At 67.4% G+C, this 24,586-nt stretch carries 22 protein-coding genes; 20 read left to right on the top strand and 2 right to left on the bottom strand.

The features are described from left to right. From AC07X4_RS15890 to AC07X4_RS15865, 6 genes are all read left to right on the top strand, one after another. The coding region (locus tag AC07X4_RS15890) for a flagellar basal body L-ring protein FlgH (protein ID WP_494740617.1) at positions 1-568 on the top strand (568 nt) is incomplete at its 5' end. 266 nt (positions 569-834) lie between these two features. Next, positions 835-1,986 (top strand): flagellar basal body P-ring protein FlgI, encoded by a 1,152-nt coding sequence (locus tag AC07X4_RS15885; protein ID WP_436076969.1) that lies wholly within the window; start codon positions 835-837, stop codon positions 1,984-1,986. Positions 1,987-2,037: 51 nt separating this feature from the next. Next, a complete protein-coding gene (flgJ, locus tag AC07X4_RS15880) occupies positions 2,038-2,955 on the top strand; it encodes a flagellar assembly peptidoglycan hydrolase FlgJ (protein ID WP_099729168.1) in 918 nt (305 codons plus the stop codon). A 25-nt stretch (positions 2,956-2,980) separates the two neighbouring features. Further along, a complete protein-coding gene (flgK, locus tag AC07X4_RS15875) occupies positions 2,981-4,957 on the top strand; it encodes a flagellar hook-associated protein FlgK (RefSeq protein WP_494740616.1) in 1,977 nt (658 codons plus the stop codon). A 28-nt stretch (positions 4,958-4,985) separates the two neighbouring features. Further along, positions 4,986-6,239: a flagellar hook-associated protein FlgL gene (gene flgL, locus AC07X4_RS15870; RefSeq protein ID WP_056065641.1), complete on the top strand. Its 1,254-nt coding sequence runs from the start codon at positions 4,986-4,988 to the stop codon at positions 6,237-6,239. 136 nt (positions 6,240-6,375) lie between these two features. Further along, positions 6,376-7,620 (top strand): HDOD domain-containing protein, encoded by a 1,245-nt coding sequence (locus AC07X4_RS15865; RefSeq protein ID WP_436075761.1) that lies wholly within the window; start codon positions 6,376-6,378, stop codon positions 7,618-7,620. Between the two features lie 68 nt (positions 7,621-7,688). Here the strand turns inward: AC07X4_RS15865 and AC07X4_RS15860 are convergent, their stop codons facing one another. Then, entirely contained in the window at positions 7,689-9,185 is a 1,497-nt protein-coding gene (locus AC07X4_RS15860) for an aminotransferase-like domain-containing protein (RefSeq protein WP_494740615.1), read from the bottom strand. 163 nt (positions 9,186-9,348) lie between these two features. Here AC07X4_RS15860 and AC07X4_RS15855 point away from each other — a divergent pair, with 163 nt between their 5' ends. From AC07X4_RS15855 to AC07X4_RS15800, 12 genes are all read left to right on the top strand, one after another. After that, positions 9,349-9,963: a LysE family translocator gene (locus tag AC07X4_RS15855; RefSeq protein WP_192422097.1), complete on the top strand. Its 615-nt coding sequence runs from the start codon at positions 9,349-9,351 to the stop codon at positions 9,961-9,963. Next, positions 9,960-10,877 (top strand): DMT family transporter, encoded by a 918-nt coding sequence (locus tag AC07X4_RS15850; protein WP_056065632.1) that lies wholly within the window; start codon positions 9,960-9,962, stop codon positions 10,875-10,877. Before AC07X4_RS15855 ends, AC07X4_RS15850 begins: the two co-directional genes overlap by 4 nt. Continuing rightward, positions 10,874-11,344, top strand: coding sequence for a RidA family protein (locus AC07X4_RS15845; protein ID WP_494740614.1), 471 nt, complete (start codon positions 10,874-10,876; stop codon positions 11,342-11,344). The genes AC07X4_RS15850 and AC07X4_RS15845 overlap by 4 nt, the downstream gene beginning before the upstream one ends. A gap of 5 nt (positions 11,345-11,349) precedes the next feature. Next, a complete protein-coding gene (locus AC07X4_RS15840; protein WP_108496888.1) occupies positions 11,350-11,679 on the top strand; it encodes a DHCW motif cupin fold protein in 330 nt (109 codons plus the stop codon). Between the two features lie 98 nt (positions 11,680-11,777). Beyond that, positions 11,778-12,983 (top strand): aminotransferase-like domain-containing protein, encoded by a 1,206-nt coding sequence (locus tag AC07X4_RS15835; RefSeq protein WP_494740613.1) that lies wholly within the window; start codon positions 11,778-11,780, stop codon positions 12,981-12,983. A gap of 6 nt (positions 12,984-12,989) precedes the next feature. Beyond that, entirely contained in the window at positions 12,990-13,619 is a 630-nt protein-coding gene (locus tag AC07X4_RS15830; RefSeq protein WP_436076967.1) for a glutathione S-transferase, read from the top strand. 12 nt (positions 13,620-13,631) lie between these two features. Continuing rightward, positions 13,632-14,495, top strand: a complete 864-nt coding sequence (locus AC07X4_RS15825; protein WP_436076966.1) for a PhzF family phenazine biosynthesis protein — start codon at positions 13,632-13,634, stop codon at positions 14,493-14,495. A 169-nt stretch (positions 14,496-14,664) separates the two neighbouring features. Then, positions 14,665-15,540: a PhzF family phenazine biosynthesis protein gene (locus AC07X4_RS15820; RefSeq protein ID WP_436076965.1), complete on the top strand. Its 876-nt coding sequence runs from the start codon at positions 14,665-14,667 to the stop codon at positions 15,538-15,540. After that, positions 15,537-16,256, top strand: coding sequence for a VOC family protein (locus AC07X4_RS15815; RefSeq protein ID WP_494740612.1), 720 nt, complete (start codon positions 15,537-15,539; stop codon positions 16,254-16,256). Before AC07X4_RS15820 ends, AC07X4_RS15815 begins: the two co-directional genes overlap by 4 nt. A 6-nt stretch (positions 16,257-16,262) precedes the next feature. Then, positions 16,263-16,904, top strand: a complete 642-nt coding sequence (locus AC07X4_RS15810) for a LysE family translocator (protein WP_494740611.1) — start codon at positions 16,263-16,265, stop codon at positions 16,902-16,904. Further along, positions 16,901-17,884 (top strand): threonine dehydratase, encoded by a 984-nt coding sequence (locus AC07X4_RS15805; protein WP_494740610.1) that lies wholly within the window; start codon positions 16,901-16,903, stop codon positions 17,882-17,884. Before AC07X4_RS15810 ends, AC07X4_RS15805 begins: the two co-directional genes overlap by 4 nt. Positions 17,885-17,980: 96 nt before the next feature. Continuing rightward, entirely contained in the window at positions 17,981-18,652 is a 672-nt protein-coding gene (locus AC07X4_RS15800; RefSeq protein WP_099729160.1) for a histidine phosphatase family protein, read from the top strand. A gap of 88 nt (positions 18,653-18,740) precedes the next feature. On the opposite strand, the gene AC07X4_RS15795 is transcribed toward AC07X4_RS15800, so the two are convergent. After that, the gene (locus tag AC07X4_RS15795) at positions 18,741-19,592 is read right to left on the bottom strand and encodes a creatininase family protein (protein WP_494740609.1); all 852 of its coding nucleotides are present in this window, start codon (positions 19,590-19,592) and stop codon (positions 18,741-18,743) included. Between the two features lie 64 nt (positions 19,593-19,656). Here AC07X4_RS15795 and AC07X4_RS15790 point away from each other — a divergent pair, with 64 nt between their 5' ends. After that, the gene (locus AC07X4_RS15790; protein WP_494740608.1) at positions 19,657-20,409 is read left to right on the top strand and encodes an alanyl-tRNA editing protein; all 753 of its coding nucleotides are present in this window, start codon (positions 19,657-19,659) and stop codon (positions 20,407-20,409) included. A gap of 292 nt (positions 20,410-20,701) precedes the next feature. Further along, positions 20,702-24,538 carry a DUF748 domain-containing protein gene (locus tag AC07X4_RS15785; protein WP_494740607.1) on the top strand — a complete coding sequence of 1,279 codons (3,837 nt, stop codon included), beginning with the start codon at positions 20,702-20,704 and terminating at the stop codon, positions 24,536-24,538. Positions 24,539-24,586: the final 48 nt, after the last annotated feature.

The raw sequence follows: 24,586 nt of genomic DNA, 5'->3' as shown, positions 1-24,586 counted from the left end.
CGCCGCTGCACCGCGCACCCCGCCCCCGGTGACGGGCGGGCTGTTCCACAACGCCAGCTACCGGCCCGCTTTTGAAGACCGCCGCGCGCGCCTGGTGGGCGACAACGTGACCATTCAGATCGTGGAGAACGTGACGGCCAGCCAGAAGTCGTCGTCCACGGTGGACCGCACCTCCGAAGTCTCTGCCGGCGTGACCGCCCTGCCCTTCACCAGCAAGACCTTCACCGACAAGCTGGGCGTGGGCGCCAATTCGGGCAATGCGTTCTCCGGCAAGGGCGGCACCGAAAGCGCCAACACCTTCACCGGCTCCATCACCGCCACGGTGGTGGATGTGCTGCCCAATGGCCACCTGGTCATCACTGGCGAAAAGCAGATCGGCGTGAACCAGAACGTGGATGTGCTGCGCTTTTCGGGCACGGTGGACCCACGCGCGCTGCAACCCGGCAGCATCGTGAACTCGACCCAGGTCGCCAATGTGCGCGTCGAATCGCGTGGACGCGGCGCACAAAACGAAGCCCAGGCCATGGGCTGGCTGGGCCGGTTCTTCAACACCGTCACGCCGTTCTGACCGCACTGGGCGCACCGAAAGCGCCCAGGTCCCCAGTCCTTCCGGCATCCGACGGAGGGCTGGGTGCGTCCTTTTTATTACTGCAAATTTGATAGCTATTGGCGCATATAGCACTAGCGCCTCTGGCCGTTTTTACTCAAAAACCGCCACACAGAGCGCCCGCGGGCCGTTTCTGCGCGCACCTTGCCAACGCGGCTTCAGACCCAGCCAATAAGCCGGTGAACCCGCTTCTTTTTGGGTTTTAGTTCTGGCCATGGCCTACCACAATGGATGCCATGAAAGCCTCGTCCCATTCCCTCTTGCCCCGCACCGCGCGCGTGCTGTGGCTGCTGCTGGCCCTGGTGGCCGCAGGGCTGGCAACGCCTGCACAGGCCTTGCGCATCAAGGAAGTGGCGGCGGTGCAGGGTGTGCGCAGCAACCAGTTGACCGGCTACGGTCTGGTGGTAGGGCTGGACGGCACGGGCGACCAGACGACGCAGATGCCCTACACCACGCAGGCCATGTCCAACTACCTGCAGCAGATGGGCATCAGCCTGCCACCCGGCACGGCGTCGCAGCTGCAGCTCAAGAACGTGGCAGCGGTGATCGTCACGGCGCAACTGCCCGCCTTTGCCCAGCCGGGCCAGCAGATCGACGTGAACGTCTCGTCCATGGGCAATGCCAAGTCACTCAAGGGCGGCACGCTCATCGTCACACCCCTGCGCGGCGCTGACGGCGAGATCTACGCCCTGGCCCAGGGCAACATGGTGGTGGGCGGCGCTGGCGCGTCAGCCGGTGGCAGCAAGGTGCAGATCAACCACCTGAGCGCAGGCCGCATTCCGCTCGGTGCGCAGGTGGAGCGGGCCGTGCCCACCCCGCTCAACGAAGGCGACACCATCAACCTGGGCCTGAACGCCTCGGACTTCCAGACCGCCCGCCGCGTGGCGCAGGTGATCAACGCCAAGCTGGGCAACGGCCTGGCCACCGCGCTGGATGGTCGCACGGTGCAGGTGCGCGCTCCCATCGACCCCGGCGCCCGCGTCGGCTTCATTGCCGACCTGGAAGAGCTGCCGCTCGAATCCTCCACGCCCTCTGCCAAGGTCGTCATCAACGCCCGCACGGGCTCGGTGGTGCTCAACCAGTCGGTCACGCTGGGGCCTTGTGCCATCGCCCACGGCAACCTGTCGATCACCATCAGCTCCACGCCCGTGGTCAGCCAGCCCAATGCGTTCTCGCAGGGGCAGACGGTGGTCACGCAGAAGAGCGACATCACCATCAACCAGGAACCGGGCAACGTGATCCAGATGCCCGCGTCGCCGCAGCTGGCCGACGTGGTCAAGGCCCTCAACACGCTGGGCGCCACCCCCGGCGACCTGCTGGCCATCCTGCAGGCCATCAAGGCCGCCGGCGCGCTGAACGCCGAGCTGGAGGTGATCTGACATGGCTCGCCCTGCTGCCGCCGCTGCGCGCACCATCCACCGGGAGCGACCATGGCCCTGACCCTGCCCTCGTCCAGCACCACCAGCCCCTCGAACGCGCTGGCGGTCGATATCCGCTCGCTCAACTCCCTCAAATACGACGCGGGCACGAGCAACAGCGCACAGGTCACGCGCGAGGCTGCCAAGCAGTTTGAATCGCTGTTCATGCGCGAACTCATCAAGAGCATGCGCGACGCCACCATGAAGTCCGGCCTGATGGAGGGCGAGCAGGCCAACCTGGGCCAGGACATGCTGGACCAGCAGCTGTCCGTGAATATGTCAGGCCTGCAGGGCGGCCTGTCCGAAGCCATCGCCCGCCAGCTTTCGCGCCAGATGGGCGGTGCGGACACCAACTTCTCGGTGCCGTCCACGCTGAGCCTGCCGCAGGCACAAAACCGGTCTGCGACCTCCGCCACCACGTCTTCCGTCGATACCACCCTGCCCGTCCCCAAGGGCCGCGAAGGCTTTGTGCAGCACCTGAGCGGCACCGCCGAGCGCGTGGCGCAGGAAAGCGGCATTCCCGCCAGCTTCATGCTCGGCCAGGCCGGGCACGAAACCGGCTGGGGCAAGAGCGAGATCAAGACCGCCAACGGCGGCAACTCGTTCAACCTGTTCGGCATCAAGGCGGGCAAGGGCTGGACCGGCAAGGTGGCCGAGATCACGACCACCGAATACATCAACGGCACACCGCGCAAGGTGGTGGCCAAGTTCCGCGCGTACGACTCGTACGAGGATTCCTTCCGCGACTACGCCAAGCTGATCACCGACAACCCGCGCTACGAAAAAGCCCAGGCCACCGCCAAGACGGGCTCTGCCGTGGCCTACGCGGCCGAGCTGCAAAAGGCCGGTTACGCCACCGACCCGGAGTACGCCAAGAAGCTCAGCGGCGCTATCAACAGCGCGCTGCGTGTACAGCGCGCCCAGGCGTGATGGACGAGAAGAACCGAGGTAAGCCATGAGTCTGCTCAACGTCGGCGCCCGCGCCCTGCTGGCCAACCAGGTGGCCCTGCAGACGGCAGGCCACAACATTGCCAATGTCAACACACCCGGCTATTCGCGCCAGACGGTGGTGCTGCAGACCGTGCAGGGCCAGTTCACGGGCGGTGGCTATATTGGCCAGGGCGTGGATGTGCAGACCATTCTGCGCAACCAGAGCGAGCTGCTCACGCGCCAGTCGGCCGCGGCTGGATCGACCCAGGCGGCCGACGCCATCCGCGCCCAGCGCCTGAGCCAGTTGCAGGAAGTGTTCAGCGGCGGCACCCAGGGCCTGGGCGCCGCCATCATTGACATGATGAACGCGTTCTCGGACGTGGTCAGCAGTCCCACCGACATCACGGCACGCACGGTGGTCCTTACGCGGCTGGACGAAACGGCCGCGCGCATGCGCACCGCCAGCGACCGGATCAACGAGATCGAGTACACCGTCAAGGAACAGCTGCAGAGCAGCGTGACCGCCATCAACAGCCTGGCCACGCAGATGGCGGCCATCAACGAGCAGATTGCCCGGGCCACCGGCAACGGCCAGAGCCCCAACGACCTGCTGGACCAGCGCGACCAGATCATCCGCGACATCAACCAGTATGTGCAGACCACCCAGATCCCGGCGGACGACGGCACCGTGGGCCTGTTCGTGGCGGGCAGTCAGCCCCTGGTGCTGGGCAGCACGGCCGCCAGCCTGTCGATCGACGATGCAACGACTTTCCCGGGCAGCGGACAGTCCAAGCTGTTTTTCAACCGCCCCGGCGCCACCCCCGTGGAGCTGGACGAGAACGTGCTGGGCGGTGGCAGCGTCTCGGGCCTGCTGCGCTTTCAGAACACGGACCTGAGCGAAGGGCGCAATCTGCTGGGCCGCATGGCACTGGCCATCGGCATGACGATGAACGACCAGCAGAACCTGGGCCTGACGCTCGATGGCGTGCCAGGCAAGGATCTGTTCGCGCTGCCCGCCAGCATGCCGGGCCACACCAACGGCGCAGGGGTGGGCACGGTGTCGTTCACCGGCCCCACACAGTTTGCTGCGTCCGACTATGAGATTCGCTTCACCACGGGCACGGCCGGGCAGGTGGTTCGCCTGTCCGACGGTCAATCAACCCCGTTCACCAGCGCTGCCAACCTGGCCACGCTGCAGATCGATGGGCTCAACTTCAACCTGACCACGCCCGGCAACCCTGGCGAGCGCATGCTGTTCAAGCCGTTCAGCACAGCTGCCAACAACATCCAGGCGCTGGTGTATTCGCCGCGCGACCTGGCAGCCGCCAACCCTATCAACGCCGCCATGGGCACGGCCAACGGCGGCACCATGCAGCTGGGCAGCCTCAAGGCCACGGGCCTGCCCAACCCGCCGGGGCTGGTGCTGCCGGCAAATGCCAACCCAGCAGCCATTCCGCCCATCCTGGGGGGTATCCAGTTGCAGTTCACCGCCGGGCCGCCCACGACCTACGACGTGCTCGACCGCGGGACCGCGCCACCCACCTCACTGGCGACTGCGCAGCCCTACACCTCGGGCCAGCCCATCTCGATCAACGGCTGGGAGATCACGCTGCAGGGCACCCCCAAGACGGGCGACACCGTGGTGATCGGCAATGCGCTGGACCCGCAGTACGGAGACGCCTACACCCGCAACGCAGGCAACGCGAATGCCCTGATGGGACTGCGTGACGTGAAAATGTTTGACGAGTCCACCCTCTCCGACGGCTACGCTGGCGCCATTGCCCAGGTGGGCACACGCACCCAGAGCGCCAAGTTTGCGGAGCAGCTGTCGTCCACCATCGCAGCCAACCTGGAGCGCGACCGTACGGCAGTGTCGGGGGTGAACCTGGACGAAGAGGCCGCCAAGCTGATCCAATACCAGCAGGCCTACCAGGCCTCCGCCAAGATGATCCAGATTGCGCAGAACATTTTTGATTCGCTGATCCAGGGCCTGGGCCGATGAATGCCGCCCCTGGCGTGAGGAGTTCGACATGAGCACAAACATCTACCGCGTCGGCACGGCCAACATGTATGACAACGCGCTGCGCAACCTGGGCGCGCGCCAGACCAGCCTGACCACGCTGCAGGAAAACCTGACCTCTGGCAAACGGGTGGTGCGCGCCAGCGACGACCCGGTGTCGGCAGCCCAGGCCGAGCGAGCCCTCAACCGCCTGTCGCGCATCCAGACTGAACAACGTGCGCTGGAGACCCAGCGCAATGCGATTGCACAGGGGGAATCCTCACTGGGCGACGCAGTGAATCTGATCCAGAACTTTCGGGAGTTGGTGGTCAGTGCGGGCGATGCCAGCATGACCCCGAACGACCGCGCCACTGTCGCCAACCAGCTGCAAGGCCTGCGCGAGCAACTGCTGGAAGTCGCCAACCGGAAAGACACCAACGGCATCCCCCTGCTGAGTGCATTGGGCAGCGCGCTGGCGCCGTTCCTGGGCCCCCTGAGCAGCTCCCCCGACTATAGCTTCCAGGGCTTGCCGGGTCAGACGGCGAGCAACGGCGTGACGGTACCGGGGGCCCTCGACGGCGACTCTGCCTTCATGTTCGACCCCACCCGCGACAGTGTCTACACCGCCGGAGTCAGCAACATCCCGGTCGGCCGACAGCTCACCACCACGGCCATCACGCCCACCAACAAAGCTTTGGTGACGGGTGACAACTACACCGTCACCTTCAGCGCAGTGGGTCCAGGCGCCACCACGGGCACCAGCACAGCCACGTACACCATCACCAATACCACCACGGGCGCCGTCTCCGCCCCGGTGGTGGTGCCGGACTACCCGACCGACAAGCCGGTCACCATCTCCGTTCCAGGCATTCCGGGGCTTTCCTTCGACATCAAGGGCAACCCAGCCAACGGGGATACCGTCACCCTGCAGCCCAGCGCGAGCATGTTCAGCACCATGGACAGTGCCATCAATGGCATCCGCAACGCTCCCAACAACAACGGCGCCATCCAGGCCGTGGGGCAGGCACTGGCCAACATCGATATTGGGCTGGAGCGCGTACACAACATGCGCAGTTACGCCGGCGAGCTGCTCAATCGCGCAGACCGCATCACCGGCGACCAGGAAAAGCGCTCCATCCAGCTGGAAGGCGACCGTTCGCGGGCAGAGGATCTCGATATGATCAAGGGCATTTCCGACTTCCAGAACCAGCAGGTGGGTTATGAGGCTGCACTCAAGTCCTATGCGCAGGTTCAGAAGTTGTCGCTGTTCAACTTTATTGGCTAGGAGCCTGTGCGGCAGAGGGTGTTCGGGCGCAGAGCCCATCGCACCCTGTGCCAGCAGGCTTCAGCACCGGCTGGTGCACCGTGGCGACACCCATCCCGCGAGCGCTGGCTGGCCCTGTTTTTTTGCCTGAGAGCCCATGGTCCAATCCGTCCTAGGTAGCCTGATCCTGGGCTACCGCCCTTTGTGGAACCGCGCCCGCAAACTCGCAGGCATCCAGCTGTATGCCCACAACGAGGCCTCGGCAACCGTCGATGGCGGGCACCTGCTGCGCACGCTGCAGGAGCTGTGGTCGTCCAGCTCGCCGCCGCTGCTGATCTCGGCACAGACCCGCCAGCTGCTGTGCGACCTGCTCGAAAACGCGCCACGGGCTGCACCGTGGATCGAGGTGCGCGGCGAGTGGTTGTCGGACTCTGCCATCTATGACCGCGTGAAGGCCGCGCACCAGCGCGGGTTGCGCATGGTGTGGCGGGGCGACATGGACAAGCTGCCCGAGCCCGAGATTGCCCGCTGCTTCGACAACAGCCTGCTAACCTTGCGCCCGGAAGACGCCGTGGCTGCGCTGCAGGCCACGCCCCCACGCCCAGGCAGTGCCGCCGCCGCAGCAGCACCTGTTGCCAAACGCACCCCCAGCCCGGTGCTGGCTGGCCAGATGTACGAAAACATCGCCAGCCGGGCACTGATGGAGCACTGTCTGGACCAGGGCAACGCGATGGCGCTGGCTGGGTGGCCGACGGAGGACGTGCTCTACAGCCTGCGCCACCACCCGCAGCAGCCCTCGCACGCGGTGATCTTCAAACTCATGAAGGCGATTGACGACGAGCAGTCGCTGGAAACCTTTGAAGACATCATGGGCGAGGACCCGCTGCTCGCGTACCGCTTCATGGTCTATACCAACTCGGCCGCCCTGGGCCTGCGCACCGGAATTGATTCGCTGCGCCGGGGCCTGGTGATGATGGGCTACAGCTCCATCAAGCGCTGGCTGTCCGACCAGCTGCCCCATGCGAGCACCGAGGCCAACATGCAGCCGGTGCGCGAAGCCATGGTGATCCGCGCCCAGCTCACTGCGCGGCTGCTGGACGCGGGCATCGAGAACGACCTGCGCCGCGAGATCTACCTGTGTGGCCTGCTATCCCAGCTCGATGAGCTGCTGGGCGAGCCCCTGGGCACCATCCTCAAGCGCCTGCCCCTGTCAGAACGCATCTACGACGCCACCGTGCTGCGCACCGGCCCCTACACCGGCGGTCTGCAGATGGCCTGTGCACTGGAGACAGATGACGCCAGCGCCATCCGCCAGCTGTGCGAGACCTTCGAGATGGACCTGGAAGAGGTCAACCGCGCGCTGCTGCGGGTGTTGTCTGACCTGGAAGTGGAAAGAAAGTAGGCCCCTGCGCCGGTTTCGGTGGGCGACACCCCCATGCGATTGCGCGACTCCAGGGCAATGGCTGCGGCTCACCGCCCCTGCTCAGCCCGCACACGCTCAAAGATGCGCCAGAACGCCGCGTCCTGCGTCGTCGCAAAGTTGATGCGCATGAGCGTGCTGGGTTTGCGCTCTGCATGGAACAACGCACCGGGCGCCAGCAGATAGCCCTCGTCCAGCATGCGCTGCGACAGCGCATCGGTGTCCACCCCGGTCTCCACCCAGCCAAACAGGCCCACCGGCTCGGCCGCAAAGGTGCAGCCCGCCCCCAGGGCGAGCTTGACGCTGCGCGCGCGTGCGGCATCCAGCCGGGTGCGGATGCGTTCGGCGTGGCGGCGCAGCTGGCCCTGCTCGATGCACAGTGCCAGGGCCTTCTCCAGCAGCGCCGGTGTGGTCAGCGTGGCCAGCAGCTTGGTGTCCAGCAATTGCTCCACCAGCGCAGGCGGCGCGGCCATGAAGCCAATGCGCCAGTTGGGCGCCAGGATCTTGGCAAAGCCGCTCACATAGATGGTGCGCTGCAGGCCATCCAGCGCCGTGAGGCGCGTGGCGTGTTCCGGCGCTATGTGGCTGTAGGTGTCGTCTTCCACCACATGGAAGTTGTGCTGGTTGGCCAACTGCAGCACGCGGTGGGCACTGCCTGGCGTAAGGCAGTAGCCCGTGGGGTTGTGAAACACGCTCACGCTCACGTAGAGCTTGGGCTTGTGCACCTCGCAGTAGCGCGCCATGACTTCCAGATCCGGGCCATCAGTGCGGCGCGGCACGGGCAGGATGTGCATGCCCAAGGCGGCCAGCCGCGCAAACTCCACCGCCCAGCCGGGCTCCTCCACCATGACCGGGTCGCCCGGGCGCAGCAGGGTGCGGCTCACGATGTCCAGCGCATGCGTGGCCCCCACGGTGGTGATGATGTTCTCAGGCACCGTGTGCACATTGAGCGTGGACAGCTTTTTGGCCAGCACGCGCCGCAGGCCTGCATCGCCCAGCGGCTCGCCATACTGCAGCGAAAACTCCTGAAGGGCGCGCGAGTTGGTGACCTTGCGCACGGCGGCGGGCATGAAGGTCGACTCCAGCCAGTCGGGCGGAAAGACCCCCATGCCGGGCTGGGGCTTGTCGCTGATCTTGTGGAACATGCCCCGGATCAGCGCCGTGGCGTTGACGGGCGACACCCCTGGGCCCGCGCGGCCGGCGGCACGCGCCGCAAACCAGTGCGCCGTGCTCCAGTTGGCGGCAGCACTTTCCAGAGCCAGGTCGTCGGGGCGCGCGCGCGTGTCAAGGTCGCCGTCGGCTGCATCCACCGCTCGGCCACTTTCGCGGACAAAAAACCCCCGGTTCTTGCGCGCCTCCACCAGGCCCTGCGCCAGCAGCTGGTCATAGGCCGCCACCACGGTGGACGGGCTCACCCCGTGCTGCTGCGCGCACTGGCGCACCGACGGCAGGCGTGCACCCGGCGCCATCAGGCGGTTGCGGATGCGCTCGGCAAACCGGGCGGACAGTTGTTCGGTCAGCGACTGGGTCGACGATTTCATCAGCATGGTGGCATTCCGCTCGCTGCGCCGCCAGGCGCCGGTGTGTATTGTTTTGCCGGGCAATACAGATTTGCAACTGCGCCGACTGTCTGTACTGGTTGTGTATTGGTAGCAAGATTACATTGAAGGCAGATCCCCGACAAGTCCCCCACCCCTTCCCGCACCCACCATGAGCGTCGCTGAACTCACCGCCCTGCTGCTGTTTTGCACCGCCATGAGCTTTTCGCCGGGGCCCAACACCACCTTGTCCACCGCGCTGGCCGCCAACCTCGGGCTCAAGCGCGCGCTGCGCTTTTGCTTTGCGGTGCCTGCGGGCTGGACGCTGCTCATGCTGGGCAGCGGGCTGGGCCTGGGTGCCCTCATCACCGGCGTGCCCGCCCTGCGCTGGGCGGTGACGCTGATGGGCGTGGCCTACATGCTCTGGCTGGCTTTCAAGCTCAGCCGCGCAGGCCAGATGACCGCCATCGACACGTCGCGCCTGAACGTGACGTTCTGGCAAGGCGTAGGCCTGCAGTTTGTCAACATCAAGGCCTGGATGCTGGCCCTCACGCTCAGCGCAGGCTGGGTGGTCAATGCCGCAGGGCAGCCCGCCGCCAACCCGGGTGAGCGCCTGGCCATCATTTGCGGCGTGATGATGGTGTTCGCCTTCACCAGCAACTTTGTCTATGCGCTGGTGGGCTCGCTGCTGCGCCAGTGGCTGGCGCAGGGCGCGCGGCTGCTGTGGTTCAACCGCGCGCTGGCACTCGTGCTGGTGCTCACTGCGTACTGGATGCTCACCCTATGAACCGCGCACAGGAAAAAGAAGCCCTGCTCTGGGGCCTGGTCGGCGTCACGCTGTTTGCGGCCACGCTGCCCATGACGCGGCTGGCAGTGGGCTCTACCGATGCACCCCAGCTCTCCCCCTGGTTCGTCACGTTCGGGCGTGCCGCCGTGGCGGGCTTGCTGTCGATTGGCTACCTGCTGTGGCAGCGCACGCAAGGGCGCCTGAACCTGCCGGTGCGGGCCGAGTGGCCACTGCTGGGCATCACGGCGTTTGGCGTGATTGTCGGCTTCCCGCTGTTCCTGGCGCTGGCATTGCGCCATGTGCCCAGCACCCACGGCGCCGTGGTCACGGCCCTGCTGCCGCTGTCCACCGCGCTGCTGGGTGCACTGTGGTACCGGCAGCGGCCCTCGGCAGGCTTCTGGGCCTGTGCAGTGCTGGGCAGCGGGCTGGTGCTGGGCTTCATGGTTTGGCGTGCGGGCGGCCTGTACCTGGGCGCAGCCAACATCTACCTGCTGATCGCCATGACTACCGGCGCCCTGGGCTACATCGGCGGCGCCCGCCTCACGCCCCGCCTGGGGGCCGAGCAGGTCATCTGCTGGGTGCTGGTGTGTTGCCTGCCACTCACCCTGCCCGTGGCCTGGTGGTTCGCTCCCGCCGTGCCCTCCAGCATTGGCGCGATGAGCTGGGCGGGCTTCCTGTATGTGGCCCTGTTCTCGATGTGGATCGGCTTCTTTGCGTGGTACCGCGCCCTGGCGCTGGGTGCCGTGCGGGTCAGCCAGATCCAGCTCATCCAGCCCTTTTTGAGCCTGCTGTTTGCAGTGCCCCTGCTGGGCGAACACCTGGATGCCGTCACCCTGGTGTTTGCAGTGGCCGTGATCGCCACCGTCTTCGTGGGCAAACGGATGCCCGTTCAACAACAAGGAGCCCCCGCATGAGTGCCATGACCCCAGAACAGCGACTGCAGCAGCTAGGCCTGGTGCTGCCCACCGTGTCCGCCCCGCGCGGCAACTTTGACGCCTATGTGCTGGACGGCAACACGCTGTACCTGTCGGGCAAGGGCTCGCCACTGCGCAACGACATGGTGGTGGTCCCCAAGGTGGGCCGCGAGATCAGTGCCGACGACGCACGTCAGCACGCCCGCGAAGTGGGCCTGCAGCTGATCGCCACCATGCAGGCAGCACTCGGAGACCTCTCGCGCGTGCGCCGTGTGGTCAAGCTGCTGGGCATGGTGAATGCGGTACCCGACTTCATGCAGCACACCGAGGTCATCAACGGCTGCTCCGACCTGCTGGTGGAAGTGTTTGGTGATGCCGGACGGCACGCACGCTCGGCCGTCGGTGTCGGCTCCTTGCCGCGTGGCTTTGCGGTGGAGATCGAGGCCGTGGTGTCGATCAAGGACTGAAAACCATGCATTTGCAGAACATTCCCTTTGCCACCACCGACTGGGCCAGCATTCCGCGCGAAGAAAAAAGCGCCGCAGCGGGCCAGGCCTTCTGGCGCACCCAGACATTTGGCGAGGTGCGCGTGCGCATGGTGGAGTACACGCCAGGCTATGTGTCCGACCACTGGTGCACCAAGGGCCATGTGCTCTTGTGCCTGAGCGGCGAGCTGCACACAGAGCTGGCCGACGGCCGCCAGTACACCTTGACACCCGGCATGAGTTACCAGGTGGCGGACAATGCAGAACCCCATCGGTCCACCTCCCCACAGGGCGCCACCCTGTTCATCGTGGACTGAGAAGGTGTGAACGCACCCGCCAGGGCTGCTGCACACCCATTTTTTGACGACAACTTTGCAACCGTAGCGGCCCAGGCGGCCACCCGCAGGAGACGAGAGTGAAACTGAACGACCTTCCCACCAACAGCACGTGGACCCTGGCACGCCGTGCCGAGCGCATGAACCCCTCGGTCATCCGCGAAATCCTGAAGGTCACCGAGAAGCCCGGCATCATCAGCCTGGCAGGCGGCCTGCCATCGCCCAAGACCTTCCCGGTCTCCGCGTTTGCCGCCGCTTCTGCCGCCGTGCTGGCCAACGACGGCCCCGGCGCCCTGCAGTACGCCGCCAGCGAAGGCTATGGCCCGCTGCGCCAGGCGATTGCCGACTTTTTGCCCTGGGACGTGGACGCTGACCAGATCCTCATCACCACCGGCTCGCAACAGGCGCTGGACCTGATCGCCAAGATCCTCATCGACACCGATAGCCGCGTTCTGGTGGAAACGCCCACCTACCTGGGCGCGCTGCAGGCCTTCACGCCCATGGAGCCCAACGTGGTGTCCGTGGCCAGCGATGATGAAGGCGTGCTGATCGACGACCTGCGTGCCAAGGTAGGCAACGGCGCGAACAAGGCACGTTTCCTGTACGTGCTGCCCAACTTCCAGAACCCCACGGGCCGCACCATGAGCGACGCGCGCCGCGCCGAGCTGGTGGCCGCCGCCGCCGAGCTGAACCTGCCCCTGGTGGAAGACAACCCCTACGGCGACCTGTGGTTCGACGCACCGCCGCCGGCCCCGCTCACGGCCCGCAACCCCGACGGCTGCATCTACATGGGCTCATTCTCCAAGGTGCTGGCCCCCGGCCTGCGCCTGGGCTACATCGTGGCGCCCAAGGCCGTGTACCCCAAGCTGCTGCAGGCCAAGCAGGCTGCCGACCTGCACACGCCCGGCTACAACCAGCGCCTGGTGGCCGAAGTGATGAAGGACGGCTTCCTGGACCGCCACGTGCCCACCATCCGCGCGCTCTACAAGCAGCAGTGCGAGGCCATGCTGGCCGCACTCGACAAGGAAATGCAGGGTCTGGGCGTGCACTGGAACCGCCCCGACGGCGGCATGTTCCTGTGGGTGCGCCTGCCGGAAGGCATGAGCGCCATCGAGCTGCTGCCCAAGGCCGTGGAGCGCAATGTGGCCTTTGTGCCCGGGGCGGCCTTCTATGCCGACAACGCCGACCACCGCACCCTGCGGCTGTCGTTCGTGACCTCCACCGTCGAGCAGATCGCCACCGGCATTGCGGCGCTGGCGGCAGCCATCCGCGAGAGCAAGGGCTGATTCACCATGCTGAGGCTCTGGGGTCGCCTGTCGTCCATCAACGTGCGCAAGGTCGTGTGGGCCGTGCAGGAGCTGGGCCTGCCCTCAGTGCAGCGCACCGACGCGGGCGGCCAGTACGGCATCGTGCGCGAGGCGCGCTATCTGGGCCTCAACCCCAACGGCCTGGTGCCGCTGATCGAGGACGAGGACACGGGCGTGACCCTGTGGGAGTCCAACGCCATCGTGCGCTACCTGTGCGCAAGGCATTCGCTCGGCAACCTGTGCCCCGAAGACCTTCCCTCGCGTTTTGTGGCCGAGCAGTGGATGGACTGGCAGCAGACCACGCTGAACCCGGCCGGGCGCGACGCCTTCATCCAGTGGATCCGCACGCCTGCGGCCCAGCGCAACGATGCGCTGATCGCCGCGTCGGTGGCGGTCACGGAGCCCCTGCTGGCCCTGCTGGACGCCCACCTGGCCCGCCAGCCCTTCATGGCGGGTGAGCGGTTCACGATGGCCGACATCCCGGTGGGTTGTGAGATCCACCGCTGGTGGGGCTTGCCGCAAGAACGCGCCGCACGTCCCCACCTGGAGCGGTGGTACAACACGGTCAGCACCCGCCCCGGCGCCCGCGGGATACTGGACCAACCCCTTTCCTGACCGCGCCTCACCATGCACCAGCGCCCCTTCAAGCAGATCGACGTCTTCAGCGACCGCCCCGGCTACGGCAACCCTGTGGCCGTGGTGCTGGATGCCGACGGCCTGAGCGACAGCGACATGCGCCGCTTTGCGGCCTGGACCAACCTGTCGGAAACCACCTTTCTGATGCCGCCCACCGACGCCGGGCGCGCGGCCGGCGCCGACTACCGCCTGCGCATCTTCAGCCCCAATGGCGAGCTGCCTTTTGCGGGCCACCCCACGCTGGGCACCTGCCACGCCTGGCTGCAGGCAGGCCACCGCCCGCAGGAGGACGGCATGGTGATCCAGGAATGCGCGCTGGGCCTGGTCCGCATCGCCCTGAGCGGAGACACCCTGGCATTTGCCGCCCCTCCGCTCAAGCGCAGCGCCCCCAGCCCCGCGCTGGTGCCGCTGATTGCGAGCGCCCTGGGCCTGCGCCCGCAGCAGATTCTGGGTGCGCAGATGCTGGACAACGGCCCCGTGTGGCTCGGCCTGCTGCTCGACAGCGCCGACACGGTGCTGGGCCTGCACCCGGACCACGCCCGCCTGAAAGACCTGGGCCAGGACGTGGGCGTGATCCATGTGGGCCCTTCCGCCAGCAACACCGCCCAGCCCGGCGTGGTGGTGCGCGCCTTTGCCGCCCCCATGGGCAACCCCGAAGACCCGGTGACGGGCACCCTCAACGCGAGCCTGGCTGAATGGCTGATTGCCGATGGCCTCGCCCCCCGCAGTTACCTGGTGGCCCAGGGCGAATGCCTGGGCCGCGCGGGCCGCGTGCACATCCGCCAGGACGATGACCACCAGCTGTGGGTGGGCGGCCGAGCCGTCACTTGCATCGAAGGCACGGTGCTGCTATGACCCCGCACCGCACTGCACCGCGCCCCAGCGGCTGATTTCCCCCTCGGCCTCGCCAGAGCGCCGAGCCACAACCACCTGCTTGCACATCGGGCCAAACCCCGGTGAGCCCCCGGCGTGCCCGACCCATCCCGCTTCACTGCCCGTTTGATAGACCAAGGACCTGACCACCATGCACCAACGCCCGTTCCAGCAAGTCGATGTATTCACCGCCACGCCCTACCGTGGCAACCCCCTGGCCGTGGTGCTGGACGGCTCCGGCCTCAGCACTGAAGCCATGCAGGACTTCACCAACTGGACCAACCTGTCCGAAGCCACCTTCCTGCTGCCCCCCACCCCGGAAGGGCGCGCCGCCGGTGCCGACTACCGCGTGCGCATCTTCTGCCCCGGGCGCGAACTGCCTTTTGCAGGCCACCCCACACTGGGCAGCTGCCATGCGTGGCTGAAGGCCGGTGGGCAGCCCCAGGTGGCAGGCCAGGTGGTGCAGGAGTGTGGCGTGGGCCTGGTCACGCTGCGCCAGGACGGCGAGCGCCTGGCCTTCGCCGCGCCGCCCCTCATCCAAAGCGGCCCGCTGGCCGAAGACGACGTGGCGCTGATTGCCCGGGGCCTGGGCGTGGCGCGCAGCGACATCCTGCACCACGCCTGGTGCGACAACGGCCCCAACTGGCGGGGTGTGATGCTGCGCAGCAGCGAGCAGGTGCTGGCGCTGAAGCCTGACGCCAGCATCCTTGGCCAGCTGGACGTGGGCGTGGTCGGCCCGCGTGGCAAGGTGGGCGTCATTGGCAGCACCGACGCCGAAGGCATCGCCTTTGAAGTGCGCGCCTTCTTCCCCGGCAACAACGGCCTGGCCGAAGACCCCGTGACCGGCAGCCTCAACGCAGCGCTGGCGCAATGGCTCATCGGCGCCGGGCTGGCCCCCGCCCAATATGTGGCCGCCCAAGGCACCTGCCTGGGGCGCGCCGGGCGGGTGTACGTGCAACAGGACGGCGACACCATCTGGGTCGGCGGCAGCTCGGTCACCTGCGTGGCCGGTGAGGTGCTGCTGTGACCGCCACCACCACCCAGCAACCTGCCTGCGTGGACCACCTGGTCGTGCTGGCGGCCGACCTGGCCAGCGGTGTGGCCTGGTGCGAACGCACGCTGGGCATCACTCCCACGGCGGGCGGCGAACACCCGCTGATGGGCACGCACAACCGCATCTTCAACGTCTCCAGCCCGGCGCATCCGCGCGCTTACCTGGAGATCATTGCTATCAACCCAGGAGCATCCAAGGCAATATCCACTAGCGCAAGGCGCTGGTTTGACATGGATGACGCCAATTTGCAGGGCCAGGTGGCGCAACACGGCCCCCAGCTCATCCACTGGGTGGCGAGCGTGCCCGACGTGGAGGCCGCGTGCACCGCGTTGTCGGCGCTGGACATGGATCGCGGCGCCGTCATCACCGCCAGCCGCCCCACGCCCCATGGCCTGCTGCAATGGCAGATCACCGTGCGCGATGACGGATTGCGCCTGATGGACGGCTGCCTGCCCACGCTCATCCAGTGGGGCGCGGTACACCCCTGCGACAGCCTGCCCGCCAGCGGCGTGCAGCTGGAGCAGCTTGCACTGCAGCACCCGCAAGCCGCCACATTGCAGGCCGCGTGCACCGCCGTGGGTGTCGCCGCCTCCGTCCTCGTCACGCCGGGCACCGCGCCGCGCCTCTCTGCCCAGCTCCGCACGCCACGGGGCCCCGTCACCCTCACTTCAGTCACCTCTCAGGAGTAAACCGCCATGCTGTTTTCGTTGCAGGAATTGCTGCTCTTCGCGCTCGCCGCGCTCGTGCTGGTGCTCACGCCGGGCCCCAACATGGTGTACTGCGTCTCGCGCAGCCTCACCCAGGGGCCGCGCGCCGGGCTCATCTCGCTGACCGGCGTGGTGCTGGGTTTTGTCGTGCACCTGCTGGCGGCGGCGCTGGGCCTCACCGCGCTGCTGGCGGCCGTGCCGCTGGCGTTTGACGCCATCCGCTACGCCGGCGCCGCCTACCTGCTGTGGATGGCCTGGCAGGCCGTCAAACCCGGTGGCGCCGCGCCGTTTGAAGCGCGCAACCTGCCGCACGACAGCCCGCGCACACTGTTCCTCATGGGGTTCATGACCAACCTGTTGAACCCCAAGGTGGCCATGTTCTACCTGTCGTTCTTCCCCCAGTTTCTGCACCCCGAGCGCGGCCAATTGCTGCAACAAAGCCTCACGCTGGGCGCGGTGCAGATCAGCACCAGCGCTGCCATCAACGCGCTGCTGGTGCTGGGCGCCGCCCGCGTGGCGCTGTTCCTCAACCGCAATGCTGCATGGATGCGCGCCCAGCGCTATTTCATGGGCACCGTGCTCGGTCTGCTGGCCCTCAAACTGTTGACTGAAAAGAAAGCCGCCGCATGAACGCCCGCCTCGACATCGCATCCCTCTTGCCCACCCTGGCCGACATCGAAGCCGCTGCTCAGGTGGTGTACCGCGACTTCGCCGCAACGCCCCAGTACCGCTGGGGCCTGCTCAGCCAGCGCCTGGGCACCGACTGCTGGCTCAAGCACGAGAACCACACGCCCGTGGGCGCATTCAAGATCCGGGGCGGCCTGACCTACTTTGACCAGCTCGCCCAGCGCGGCACGCTGCCCTCTGAGGTCATCAGCGCCACCCGCGGCAACCACGGCCAGAGCATGGGCTGGGCCGCGCGCCGCCACGGCGTGGCCTGCACCATCGTCGTGCCGCGTGGCAACTCGGTGGAGAAGAACGCCGCCATGCGCGCGCTGGGCGTCACGCTCATCGAACATGGCGACGACTTTCAGGAAGCGCGCGAACACGCCATCCAGCTCGCGGCCCAGCGCGGGGCCCACATGGTGCCCAGCTTCCACCCCGACCTGCTGCGGGGCGTGAGCACCTACTGGTGGGAATTTTTGCGCGCCGTGCCGCAGCTCGATGTGGTGTACGTGCCCATCGGCCAGGGCTCGGGCGCGTGCTCGGCCATCGCCGCCAAGCTGGCGCTGCAGCACCCGGTGCGCGTGGTCGGCGTGGTCAGCAGCCACGCCACCACCTATGCCGATTCGCTGGCCGCAGGCCGCGTGGTGGAGGCACCGGTGACCACCCAACTCGCCGACGGCATGGCCTGCCGCGTGGCCGATGCCGAGGCCCTGGCCGTGATGGCGCCACACATCGACCACATCGTGCAGGTGAGCGACGCCGAGGTGGCCGCCGCCATGCGCGCCCTGTTCACCGACACCCACAACGTGGCCGAAGGCGCAGGTGCGGCTGCGCTGGCGGCGGCGCTGCAGGAACGCGACCGGCTACAGGGTTTGCACGTGGGCCTGGCGTTGACGGGCGGCAACGTGGATGCGCCCATGTTCGGCAACGTTCTGGCGGGCTGAAGCCCTTGCAGCTTCAACCGAAAAAGCTACACATTTAATAGCATCGGTCGCTTTTGCGACAAACGCCTGCGACGGGTTCTGATCACAATCCGCCGCATGGGAACCCTCTACCTCGTGCGCCACGGCCAGGCCTCGTTTGGCGCGGAAGACTACGACCAGCTCAGCGCTCTGGGCCGCCAGCAGGCAGTGCGCCTGGGCGAACACTGGCGCGCACGCGGCTTGGGGTTTGATGCCGTCATCACTGGCACGCTGCGCCGCCACACGCAAACGCTGGAAGGCATTGCCGAGGGCCTGCAGACCACCCCCGAGGTGCTGCAGTTGCCAGGCCTCAATGAATACGACAGCCATGCGCTGATCGCCGCCATCCACCCCCAGCCCCTGGGCCCGGCCGACACGCCAGAGCGCTACCGCGCGCACTTTCGCATCCTGTGCGACGCGCTGGCGCAGTGGATGGCAGGCGTCATCAGCCCCCAGGGCATGCCCAGCTGGAACGAGTTTTCGGCCGGTGTGCGCAGCGCGCTGGACCATGTGCGCCACCACCATGCGGGCCAGAACGTGCTGCTGGTGAGCAGCGGCGGCCCCATCTCGACCGCCGTGGGCGAGGTGCTGGGCACGGCGCCCGAGGTGACCATTGCGCTGAACATGCGCATCCGCAACAGCGCGGTGACGGAGTTCTCCATCTCACCCAAGCGGTTGATGTTGCAGACCTTTAACACGCTGCCGCACCTGAACGAGCTGGAGCACGCGCAGTGGGTGACGCACGCCTGAGCACCGATATTTCGGTTTTCTGAGCCTTTCAGGTCGCTTGCGCTAGTGGATCATGCTCCGGAAGCTATGAAAAATATAGCAAACCGATTCAGCTCAAGTGGGGGCCATCCGCCAGGGTAGACAGCGGCAGCGCCTGCAGCTCCTGCAGCAGCGCCACCAGTTGCTGCGCTGCAGCGTCCACCACCGCTTGTCCCTTGTCGGCCGTGGCTGCGGCCGCGTTGCCCACGGCACCCGCCGGGTGGTAGTCCTGCATCTGCCAGCCCAGCTTGGCGCTTTTGCCGTTGCCCAGGATGGCGTAGCGCTCCGACCGGTCCTGCGAGGTGGAGCGGAAGTTTTGCGCGTGCGCCATCTGCACGGTGGCGGGCGCGAGGTGCAGCATCATCGATGTCTCGATGTCGCCCGCGTGGATGCCAAAGCGGTGCTCCTGGGCGCTGAACTGGCCCGCCACCGCATCGGGCAGCGGCAGGCTGAACCAGCTGGCGCAGTAGACGATGAGGTCGCAGCGCGTGCGCAGCTCGCGCGCCACGATGTCCATCACGCTCACCTGTCCGCCGTGGCCGTTGAACAGCAGCAGCTTCTTGATGCCCGCGCGGGCCACGCACTCGCCGATCTCGGTCCACAGCGCAATCACCGTGGCGGGCGACAGCGTGAGCGTGCCGGGAAAGCGGATGTGCTCCGGGCTCAGGCCCACGTTCTGCGGCGGCAGGAACAGCACGGGCAACTCAGCGGGCAGCTGCGGCAGCGCGGCATCGATCACACCCTGCAGCAGCGTCGCATCGACCGACAGGGGCAGGTGCGGCCCATGCTGCTCGACAGCCGCCACGGGCAGCACGGCCACCACCTGTTCAGCCTGCCCGCTGGCCATTAGCGCCGCGAAATCACGGGTGGACAAGTCGGCCCAGAAGCGGGAGGGCAAGGGAGTCAAGGCGGCAGAAGTCATGCGTGCATGGTAGCGGCGCTGCCGGCCTCTGGGAAACGGCCCCTGGCACCGCTAACATGCCACCATGACCCAAGACCTCTTCCGCCAAGACGCCTACCTGCGCGAATGCAGCGCCCACATCACCGCTGTCACCGATGCCGGCATCGTGCTGGACCAGACCGTGTTCTACCCCCTGGGCGGCGGCCAGGCCGGTGACAGCGGCGTGGTGGTGCTGGCAGACGGTACACAGATCACCATTGCCGACACCCGCAAGGGCAAGGACGCCGACGGCAACCCCACCAGCGACATCGTTCACATCCCCGCCCCCGGGCAAGAAGACCGCGTGGCGAAGCTCACGCCCGGCACTACCGTCACGGCCCGCATCGACTGGGAGCGCCGCCACCGCATGATGCGGCTGCACACCACCAGCCACCTGCTGTGCCATGTGGTGCCGCAGCTGGTCAACGGCTGCTCCATCACGCCCGACTACGCGCGGCTGGACTTTGCGATGACCGACCCGCTGGACAAGGAGCAGCTGACCGCCGCCATCGCCACCCTGGTGGCTGCCGCGCACCCACTCACCGTGGCCTCGATCAGCGATGAAGAACTGGACGCGAACCCCGCGCTGGTCAAAAGCATGAGCGTGCAGCCCCCACGCGGCACCGGGCGCATCCGCACCATCCGCATCGGCGGCGAAGCCGACGCGCCACCGATCGACCTGCAGCCCTGTGGCGGCACGCATGTGGCCAACACGTCAGAGATCGGCGCCATCGTGGTGACCAAGATTGAAAAGAAAAGCGCCACCACCCGCCGGGTGGTGCTGGGCTTCGCCCAGTGAGCGCAGCGAAGATCGCTTTTCTTTGGGGTGCACTCACTTGTGCGCAGCGCAAGTGAGTGCGCACCGAAAGACACGGTCCTGAGCCACCACCCGCCGGGTGGTGCTGGGCTTTGCCCAGTGAGCGCAGCGCAGAGCGCAGCACCCCACTGTCAACAATCTTGAACCACCCACCCCCACCTGTTGCAATGGCTTACCTCGGCTGACGCACTGCAGGGACAATAGCGGCTCGCGCGCGACCCCTCTGGTTTTTCGCCAGCCCCCGGGGCCGCAGCGCCCACCCTAGCCTGCCGCCATGCCGATCTCCCTGCGCTCCGTCTCTTTTGCCTCTTTGCGCCAGCACCGCTGGTTCCGCCCCGCCGTCCGCGCGCTGGCGGGTTTGATCGCCCTGTGGCTGATCACCTGGCTCGCCATTCCGCCACTGGTCAAGGGCCCGCTGGAGCGCATCGCGTCCGAGCAACTGGGGCGCACCGTGACGGTGGGCGGCATCGACTTTGAGCCCTGGAGCCTGGAATTCGCGCTGCGTGACGTGACCGTGGCAGGCGCCAATGGAGCGCCCCCACAGCTGACCATTGGCCGCATCTATGCCGATGGCGAGCTGCAATCCCTGCTGCGCCTGGCGCCCGTGGTGGACGCCTTCACCATCGAAAACCCCGTGCTGCGCATCACCCACCTGGGCGATGGCCGCTACGACGTGGACGACATCATTGCCAAGGTCACCGCGCCCAAGAGCGAGCCCGAGCCAGACACCGGCCCCGCGCGCCTGGCGCTGTACAACCTGGCGCTCACCGGCGGCAGCATCGACTTCATCGACAACACCGTCAGCGAGACCCACGAGGTGCGTGCGCTGGCGCTGAAAGTGCCGTTCATCAGCACCCTGCCCTCGCAGCGCGAGGTGAAGGTGGAGCCCCACCTGGCGTTCACACTGGACGGCAGCCGGTTTGACTCATCGGCCCAGGGCACGCCGTTTGCACAGACCGGCAAAGCCGACGCGCAGATCCGGCTGGATGGCCTGAACCTCGCACCCTACCTGGGCTACCTGCCGGCCAACCTGCCCGTCAAGGTGTTGGGAGCCACGCTGGATGCGGATGTGAAGGTGGCCTTTGAACAGCACCCGCGCATGGCCGTGAAGCTGACCGGCACCGTGCAGGCCAGCGGTGTGCGCACGGCCGACCGCCAGGGCGCCGACCTGCTGAGCTACGAGCGCCTGAAGATCGACATGGCCGATGTGCGCCCGCTGGACCAGGTGGTGCGCCTGCAGCATGTGGAGCTGACGGCGCCGGTGGTGACTGCCACCCGCGACGCCAGCGGTCAGATCAACCTGGCGCAACTGGCAACGCCCACCCCGCCAGCGCAGCCTTCCACGCCCGCCAAGGGCAAGCCCGCCACACCTGCGGCATCCGCCTCAGTTGACACTGCCGCTTCGCCACCGGCCAGCGCAGCATCCGCCCCAGCGTCCCCCGCCTCCACAGGCAAAGCCAAGGCCAAGACAGCCGCCCCCGCCTGGGCGGTGGAAGTCGCCACCGCCGCCGTGCGCGGGGGCACTCTGCGCTGGGCCGACGCCACCACGCGCCCCGCTGCCGCCCTGCAGGCCACCGACATCACGCTGGATGCGGCCGACGTCGCCCTGCCCTTTGCCAAGGACAACGCCAAGCCCTTCAGCTTCAAAGGCGGGCTCAACCTGCAGGGCAGCACGCTCAGCTTCAACGGCGAAGCCACGGACCAGAAGGCCCAGGTCAACGCCACCCTGAACGCCCTGGCCCTGCAATTGGCCGCGCCCTACCTGGCCCAGACGCTGGAGCCCACGGTGACCGGCCAGCTCAGTGGCGATGTGGCTGTGGCGTGGCAAGCGCCCGCGCCACAGGCCGCGCAGGCGGGCGCCACCGGCGTCACCCTCAAGGCAGGCCCCCTGGCGCTGGAGCAACTGGCCGTCAAGCAGGGCAAGACCACCTTGGCCAGCCTGGGCAAGCTCGACATTGCGGGCGCCGAGGTGCCCCTGGATGCGCGCACTGCCACGCTGGAGCGCCTGGCCATCAGCCAGCCGCAACTGGCGGTGGAACGGGGCGCCGACGGGCGCTGGATGTTCGAGCGCTGGCTGAAGGCAGCGCCCGGCAGCACCACGGCCCCGGCGGCAACGGCTGACGCAGCCCCTGCCAGCACCAGCACCCCCTGGAAGCTGCGCGTGGCCGACTTCTCGGTGCAGGGCGGCACCGTCTCGCTGGCCGACAACGCCCAGCCGCGCCCCGTGGCGCTGGACGTGACGGCCCTGGGCATCACCGCCCGCAACCTGGCCAGCGACGGCAGCAAGCCCGAAGCTTTCACGCTCACCGCCCGCGCCGCCGCACCGGGCAAGGGCAGCAAGGCCGCGCCGGGCAAGCTCGACTACCAGGGCACGCTGGCCCTGCAGCCGCTGACCACCCAGGGCAAGCTCGACGCCACCCGCCTGCCGCTGCACGCATTGGACGGCTACCTGGCCAGCCAGCTGTCGGTAGAACTGCTGCGCGCCGACGTGGGCTACCGCGGCCAGGTGGCCCTGGCGCAGACCGACAAAGGAGTCAGCCTGCGTCTGAGCGGTGATGCCGTGGTGGAAGACCTGCAGGCCAACAGCACCGCCGCCTTCACCCCCAAGACCGAGGCTCAGGTGGGTGAGGAACTGCTGGCCTGGAAAAGCCTGAACCTGCGCGGCCTGGCCGTGGCCACCGCCCCCGGCACCGCGCCGCGCGTGGAGGTCAAGGAGACCAGCCTGGTGGACTTTTTTGCCCGGGTCACCATCAACGAGGCCGGCCGCATCAACCTGAGCGACATTGCCAAGACCCCGGCCGAGGCACGGGCGGCCAATGCGGCCAGCGCTGCGGCCAGCACGGCCGCCCCCACGGCATCAGCCCCCGCCTCAGCCGCATCGGCAACTCCCACCGCTCCTGCCCCTGCGGCGGTGGCCCAGGCCGACCCACTGGCCCCTGTGGTGGTCTTTGGCCCCGTGAGCCTGGTCAACGGCAAGGTGCTGTTCTCGGACTTTTTCATCAAGCCCAACTACTCCGCCGACCTGTCAGAGCTGACTGGCAAGCTCAGCGCGTTCTCGTCCGAAGCCTCGGGCGGCGAGCCCGTGCTGGCCGACCTGGAGCTGCGCGGCCGCGCCGAGGGCTCGGCATCGCTCGAAGTCACCGGCAAGCTCAATCCGCTGGCCAAACCGCTGGCCCTCGACATCGTGGGCAAGGTGCGCGACCTGGAGCTGCCCCCGCTCACGCCCTATTCCGTCAAATACGCAGGCCATGGCATCGAGCGCGGCAAGCTCAGCGTGGACGTGAACTACAAGGTGCTGCCGAACGGCCAGCTCACCGCCAGCAACCGGCTGGTGCTCAACCAGCTGACCTTTGGCGAGCCCGTGGAGGGCGCGCCCAACAGCCTGCCCGTGAAGCTGGCCGTGGCCCTGCTGGCCGACCGCCAGGGCGTGATCGACCTGGACCTGCCCATCAGCGGCTCGCTCAACGACCCGCAGTTCCGCATCGGCCCCGTGATCTTCAAGATCATCGTCAACCTCATCGGCAAGGCGCTGACCTCGCCCTTCAGCCTGCTGGCCAGCGCGTTTGGCGGTGGCGACGAGATGAGCAACGTGCCCTTTGCCCCCGGCAGCGCCACGCTCACGCCCGAGGCCGAGCAAAACCTGGGCAAGGTGGTCAAGGCCCTGACCGACCGCCCCGCGCTCAAGATCACCGTGACCGGCATGGCCAGCCTGCAGGACGAGCGCGAAGGCCTGCAGCGCGAGCACCTGCGACAACTGGTGCTGGCCGAAAAGCGCCGCGCCAGCCCCGGCGATACCGCCCCCGTGTCGGCCGCCGAATACCCCGCCCTGCTCAAGGAGGTGTACCGCCGCGCCGACATGCCCAAGCCGCGCAACCTGGTCGGCCTGGCCAAGGACCTCACCGTGCCCGAGATGGAAGCCCTGCTGCTGGCCAACCAGCCCGCCACCGAGGCCATGGCCGCCGACCTGGCCACGCAGCGCGGCCAGGCAATCCGCGCGTACTTGGTGTCGCAAAAGCTGCCGGTGGAGCGGCTGTTTGTCGCGGCACCCAAAGTGGGCAAACAGGCAGAAAAGTGGACACCGCGTGCGGAATTGAGCTTGGCGACACAGTGAGCAACATCCCCTGAGTCGCCTGCGGCGCCTTCCCCTCTCTCGCTAGGC

Source organism: Acidovorax sp. GW460-11-11-14-LB4 (assembly GCF_059423685.1).
Note: the sequence above shows the minus strand (reverse complement) of the source record. Positions and strands in the feature narration are given on the sequence as shown.

Excerpts from the sequence above, each read along its gene's own strand:
- AC07X4_RS15885 (WP_436076969.1), top strand. The coding sequence starts at position 835 with ATGGATGCCATGAAAGCCTCGTCCCATTCCCTCTTGCCCCGCACCGCG.
- flgJ (WP_099729168.1), top strand. The coding sequence starts at position 2,038 with ATGGCCCTGACCCTGCCCTCGTCCAGCACCACCAGCCCCTCGAACGCG.
- flgK (WP_494740616.1), top strand. The coding sequence starts at position 2,981 with ATGAGTCTGCTCAACGTCGGCGCCCGCGCCCTGCTGGCCAACCAGGTG.
- flgL (WP_056065641.1), top strand. The coding sequence starts at position 4,986 with ATGAGCACAAACATCTACCGCGTCGGCACGGCCAACATGTATGACAAC.
- AC07X4_RS15865 (WP_436075761.1), top strand. The coding sequence starts at position 6,376 with ATGGTCCAATCCGTCCTAGGTAGCCTGATCCTGGGCTACCGCCCTTTG.
- AC07X4_RS15860 (WP_494740615.1), bottom strand. The coding sequence starts at position 9,185 with ATGCTGATGAAATCGTCGACCCAGTCGCTGACCGAACAACTGTCCGCC.
- AC07X4_RS15855 (WP_192422097.1), top strand. The coding sequence starts at position 9,349 with ATGAGCGTCGCTGAACTCACCGCCCTGCTGCTGTTTTGCACCGCCATG.
- AC07X4_RS15850 (WP_056065632.1), top strand. The coding sequence starts at position 9,960 with ATGAACCGCGCACAGGAAAAAGAAGCCCTGCTCTGGGGCCTGGTCGGC.
- AC07X4_RS15845 (WP_494740614.1), top strand. The coding sequence starts at position 10,874 with ATGAGTGCCATGACCCCAGAACAGCGACTGCAGCAGCTAGGCCTGGTG.
- AC07X4_RS15840 (WP_108496888.1), top strand. The coding sequence starts at position 11,350 with ATGCATTTGCAGAACATTCCCTTTGCCACCACCGACTGGGCCAGCATT.
- AC07X4_RS15830 (WP_436076967.1), top strand. The coding sequence starts at position 12,990 with ATGCTGAGGCTCTGGGGTCGCCTGTCGTCCATCAACGTGCGCAAGGTC.
- AC07X4_RS15825 (WP_436076966.1), top strand. The coding sequence starts at position 13,632 with ATGCACCAGCGCCCCTTCAAGCAGATCGACGTCTTCAGCGACCGCCCC.
- AC07X4_RS15820 (WP_436076965.1), top strand. The coding sequence starts at position 14,665 with ATGCACCAACGCCCGTTCCAGCAAGTCGATGTATTCACCGCCACGCCC.
- AC07X4_RS15810 (WP_494740611.1), top strand. The coding sequence starts at position 16,263 with ATGCTGTTTTCGTTGCAGGAATTGCTGCTCTTCGCGCTCGCCGCGCTC.
- AC07X4_RS15805 (WP_494740610.1), top strand. The coding sequence starts at position 16,901 with ATGAACGCCCGCCTCGACATCGCATCCCTCTTGCCCACCCTGGCCGAC.
- AC07X4_RS15800 (WP_099729160.1), top strand. The coding sequence starts at position 17,981 with ATGGGAACCCTCTACCTCGTGCGCCACGGCCAGGCCTCGTTTGGCGCG.
- AC07X4_RS15795 (WP_494740609.1), bottom strand. The coding sequence starts at position 19,592 with ATGACTTCTGCCGCCTTGACTCCCTTGCCCTCCCGCTTCTGGGCCGAC.
- AC07X4_RS15790 (WP_494740608.1), top strand. The coding sequence starts at position 19,657 with ATGACCCAAGACCTCTTCCGCCAAGACGCCTACCTGCGCGAATGCAGC.
- AC07X4_RS15785 (WP_494740607.1), top strand. The coding sequence starts at position 20,702 with ATGCCGATCTCCCTGCGCTCCGTCTCTTTTGCCTCTTTGCGCCAGCAC.